Origin of the sequence: Streptomyces sp. NPDC058964, assembly GCF_042741275.1 — a bacterium.
Classification (GTDB): domain Bacteria; phylum Actinomycetota; class Actinomycetes; order Streptomycetales; family Streptomycetaceae; genus Streptomyces.
The window spans coordinates 3187-7231 of record NZ_JBHYKH010000466.1; the positions used below are offsets into that span (position 1 = coordinate 3187).

The 4045-nt window shown below is 67.8% G+C and carries 2 protein-coding genes and 2 pseudogenes; 1 reads left to right on the plus strand and 3 read right to left on the minus strand.

The window, feature by feature from the left end:
- From ACFW2E_RS37195 to ACFW2E_RS37205, 3 genes and pseudogenes are all read right to left on the minus strand, one after another.
- A pseudogene (locus ACFW2E_RS37195) lies at positions 1 to 789 on the minus strand (transposase); the annotation flags it as partial.
- Between the two features lie 548 nt (positions 790 to 1337).
- A pseudogene (locus tag ACFW2E_RS37200) lies at positions 1338 to 2437 on the minus strand (IS630 family transposase); the annotation flags it as partial.
- A gap of 216 nt (positions 2438 to 2653) precedes the next feature.
- Positions 2654 to 3106 (minus strand): iron chaperone, encoded by a 453-nt coding sequence (locus tag ACFW2E_RS37205; protein ID WP_384473555.1) that lies wholly within the window; start codon positions 3104 to 3106, stop codon positions 2654 to 2656.
- Positions 3107 to 3269: 163 nt separating this feature from the next.
- Here ACFW2E_RS37205 and ACFW2E_RS37210 point away from each other — a divergent pair, with 163 nt between their 5' ends.
- Positions 3270 to 3860 (plus strand): TetR/AcrR family transcriptional regulator, encoded by a 591-nt coding sequence (locus ACFW2E_RS37210; protein WP_382264222.1) that lies wholly within the window; start codon positions 3270 to 3272, stop codon positions 3858 to 3860.
- The last annotated feature ends 185 nt before the right edge of the window (positions 3861 to 4045 follow it).

The following is a 4045-nucleotide window of genomic DNA, read 5'->3' on the forward strand; positions in this document are numbered from 1 at the left end:
GGGGGGGGGGTGGTGCGGGCCTGTATCTTCGAAATCCCGTCGTTTATCGCCCAGTACACCCGGGACTCGGCCGAGGCGGGCCGGTGCCCGTCGTCACGCACCAGCCTGCGGTGGAGCATCAAGATCCCGTTCGTCTGCTCCACAATGCACCGCTTGTGCTGGGGCACGAACCCCGTCTCGGCCGGGTTGCGCTCGACGACTTCGACGCCGATGGCCAGCTGCTTCCCGTGGTCCACGACGGTCGTCTTGAACCCCGGTCCACGAGGGCCTTCTGCACGGTGCCGGCGCCTGCCGCGACCTCGTCGAGCAGGCGGTGCCGGAGGCGTTGTCGTGGACGGAGGCGGCGAGCACCACCACCGCGATCACCAGGCCCGGGACCTTCTTGGCCGCGTCCCGCCCCATCGTCCCGGCGGCACCCCGGCGGCGGCATGCAGGCTTTGGGCGTCGAGCACCACCAGGCTGGGATCGGCTAATGGGCCCCCCTTTTCCCGCACCTGCCAGCGCAGTAGCTCGTAGATGGTCGTAGATGGTCCGGTCGGTGCCGTCGCCGCGCCCCTTGTAGAAGTAGTACTTCACCGCGCCGGCGGTCGGCAGGTCGTGGGGGAGGTAGTCCCACTGGCAGTCGGTGCGGGACTGGTAGAGCAGGGCGTTGACGAGTTCCCGCACGTCGTGGTTGCCCTGGTGGCCGCTGACGGAGGGGTGCCGGGCCTTCCACGAGGTGATCACGGGCTCGATCAGGGCCCAGCGCTCATCGGATAAGTCGTTCTTGTAGGACTGGCGGTCGCTCACGGGTGACACTCCAGCGCCCCCATGCCTCCCGGACAGCGGAGATGCAGCGATCCCACACGTTCCAGTGACGACAGCTACGACATCACGTCACATACCGCCCTCTCAGGCAGCGAGGCGGGACCTGTCCGCCGGGGACGATCCGCCAGAAGCTGCCGCTACTGCCGCCACCGCACTCGCGGTACTCGCTGCGCCCCCGGCCGATCACGACGACGCACGACGTCACCGTCTCGCCCTTCCTGAGACGGCGCACAAGCGGCGCACGGGGCGTGGCGACCGCGCCGTCATTCCATGCAGGCCGGCGCGCACAGCCGCCCGCTGGACGACCGTCAACTTCGTCGCGCACGGCGAAGCCGTCGCAGCGGTGGTCGTGATGGGCGGGGCGGCGGTGAACGTGGTGGCGAAGACTGCGGCGGCCGCCGCGAGGAGCAGGCATCGGGTCGTACGCATATGCCGTCAGCGGTGGCCGTGATGGGCGGGGCGGCGGTGACGGAGGGGTGCCGGGCCTGACAACGCCTCCGGCACCGCCCTGCTCGACGAGGTCGCGGCAGGCGCCGGCGCTCGTCCTTGGCGTACTTGTTCGCCAGATGATGAAGCGGCGGATGCTGCCCTGCTCCTTGTGGCTGGCGTGGTCGGTGCCGTCCAGCGTGAAGTAGCGCAAGACGGTGAACTGGGCCTCGATGCGGTTGAGCCAGGAACTGTTGGTCGGCGTGTAGGCGAACTCGGCGTTGTTGGCTGCCGCCCAGTCGCCGACCCGGGTGTCCTTCTTGGTGGTCAGGTGCGGGGAGAAGTTGTCGAGCACGATCGCGATGCGGATCTTGGGCGGGTGGAGACTGCACAGGTAGCGGCAGAACTCCAGAAACCTCGTGCGGTTCTTCTTCGGCTTGATGTGGCCGTAGAGCTTGTCCTGGGCCAGGTCATAGGCGGCGAACAGGTGCCTGACCCCGTGCGGGCGGGTGTAGGTCGCCCGTCGGCGGGGCCGGGGTTCCCGGTCGGGATCCTTGTGCCGGCCGCCGCGCTCGGCCCACTGCCGCCCTGGGTGGGGTTGGAGGTTGAGCGGGCCGAACTCGTCCATGCAGAAGATGACTTCGGGCTCGCCTTCCTCGGGTATGACCTCGCGGTGGGCGATCGCGTAGAGGTGCTCGACGCGGGCCTTCTTGGCGGCATAGTCGGGGTCGCGGGAGGTCTTCCAGGTCTTCACGCGTTGAAACGAGACGCCCTCCTCACGAAGCAGGACCCGAAGGCCCTCGTGGCTGATGTCGTCGACCACCCCCTCGGCGACCAGGAAGTCGGCCAGCTTGGCCAGGCTCCAGGTCGAAAACGGCAGGCCGTGTTCGGCCGGCTTGGACTTGGCGATCTGCTTGATCTCGCGGCGTTCCGAGAGGGTGAAGGTCTTGGGTCGCCCGCCCTTGTACTTGAGGTAGAGCGAGTCGAAGCCGTCGGTGTTGAAGTTGTGGATCACGTCCCGGATCCGGTACGCGCTGGTAAACGTGACCTCGGCGATCTTCGCCACGGGCATGCCCTGGGCGGACAGCAGCACCATCTGGGCCCGCTGCCAGGTCACCACCGACCCGGTGCCCCTGCGGATGATCCGCAGCAGCCGTCTGCCCTCGGCGTCATCGATCTCGCGGACCCGCACTCGCTCTGCCATCAGCCCAGCCTGGCGCACGCGCGCCGTCCGAAGCGGCACCCGGACGGCGCGTCACATCTGCAACTGAGCATGCAGTTGGCAGGATTTGCCACCTGCTGTGGTCAGCCTGGCGCCTCGACGTCGTCAGTGAAGGCGCGCAGCAGATGCTGTACCAGCAGCGCCAGGCCGCCGAGCACGCTAAGGTGCCACAGGCCCAGCCCGTTCACCGGGCGCGCCTTAGCTCACCGCCTGCTTCACGAGCGCACCGATCCGCGCCTCCACCTCAGCCGTCACCTCGGTCAGGGCGAAACCGGCCGCCCACATCGTGCCCTCGTCCAGCTTCGCCTGGTCGCTGAACCCGAGCGTCGCGTAGCGCGCCTTGAACTTCTCCGCGCTCTGGAAGAAGCACACGACCTTGCCGTCCAGCGCGTAGGCGGGCATCCCGTACCAGAGCTTCGGCGCGAGGGCCGGGGCGCTGGCTGTGATGACGGCATGGATCCGCTCAGCCATGATCCGGTCCGAGTCCTGCATCTCGGCGATCTTCGCGAGCACGTCCCGCTCCGCCTCCGCCGCCTTGTCCGCGCGCGAGCTGCGGCGGGCTGCCGTCTTCAGCTCTTGGGCGTGGTCCTTCATCGCGGCCCGCTCCTCGGCCGTGAATCCCTCGTGCGTGCTGCTTTCGGTGCTGCTCATGACAGATCTCCCTTTGAGGGTCTGATGTACTGGATCTTGGGCGCGTGCGTGGCGACGTGCCGCCACATCCGACATCGGCACGCGACGTGCCGATCGACTCTGAAATACTGCGCGCAGCCCTCGACATTGTCAACGGCACGCCATGTGCCGTTAGGATGGTGGCATGACCGACACGCCCGCCACGCCGAGACGCCGAGGCGCCGCGCGCACCGAAGAGCTGCTGCAGGTAACCCTCGATCTGGCTGCGGAGGTCGGATACGCGGGCCTGAGCATCGAGGCGGTTGGCCGAAGGGCCGGGGTCGGAAAACACACGATCTACCGGCGCTGGCCGTCCATGTCGGCGCTGCTGCTCGACGCGCTCAGCCGCGTGTGGACCAGCGACCTGGACTACCGCGACACCGGGGACGTCCGCGCGGATTTGCGCGAACAGTTCCTACGCTCGGGCCTCGCCCTCTCCAGCCCGCCGATCGGCCCCGTCTACCGCGCAGTCATCGCCGAGGCGCAGGCCGATTCAACGCTGCGGGCGACCCTGCACGAACGATTCCTGGTCACCGTCGAGCAGAGCACCCTCGACCGAATCACCCGCGCCCAGCGCACCGGTGAACTGACCGCGGAAGCGAATCTGGAATTCGCCGCCGAGGTGCTGTGCGGCACGCTGTACTACCGCAGCCTGCTGTCAACCCGCCCCATCGACGAGGACGCGGTCGACGGACTGCTGGACATGTTCATGGCCGCCTACGGAACCAGCAATTAGGACTCGACCGCACAAGTCGGACCTACTCTCCCGATCCGAGGACCGTACAGGTCACAACCGCACAACAGGGCGAAGGTTGTCTGATGCGGCACTAAGGGCTGTCCCGTAACCCCTGGTCAGGGGTGAGATGATCTTGGTGTGGCTGGTGTGATCACGGCGTCGGAGCCGTCTTGGATAGCCCCGTT

Excerpts from the sequence above, each read along its gene's own strand:
- ACFW2E_RS37210 (WP_382264222.1), top strand. The coding sequence starts at position 3,270 with ATGACCGACACGCCCGCCACGCCGAGACGCCGAGGCGCCGCGCGCACC.
- ACFW2E_RS37205 (WP_384473555.1), bottom strand. The coding sequence starts at position 3,106 with ATGAGCAGCACCGAAAGCAGCACGCACGAGGGATTCACGGCCGAGGAG.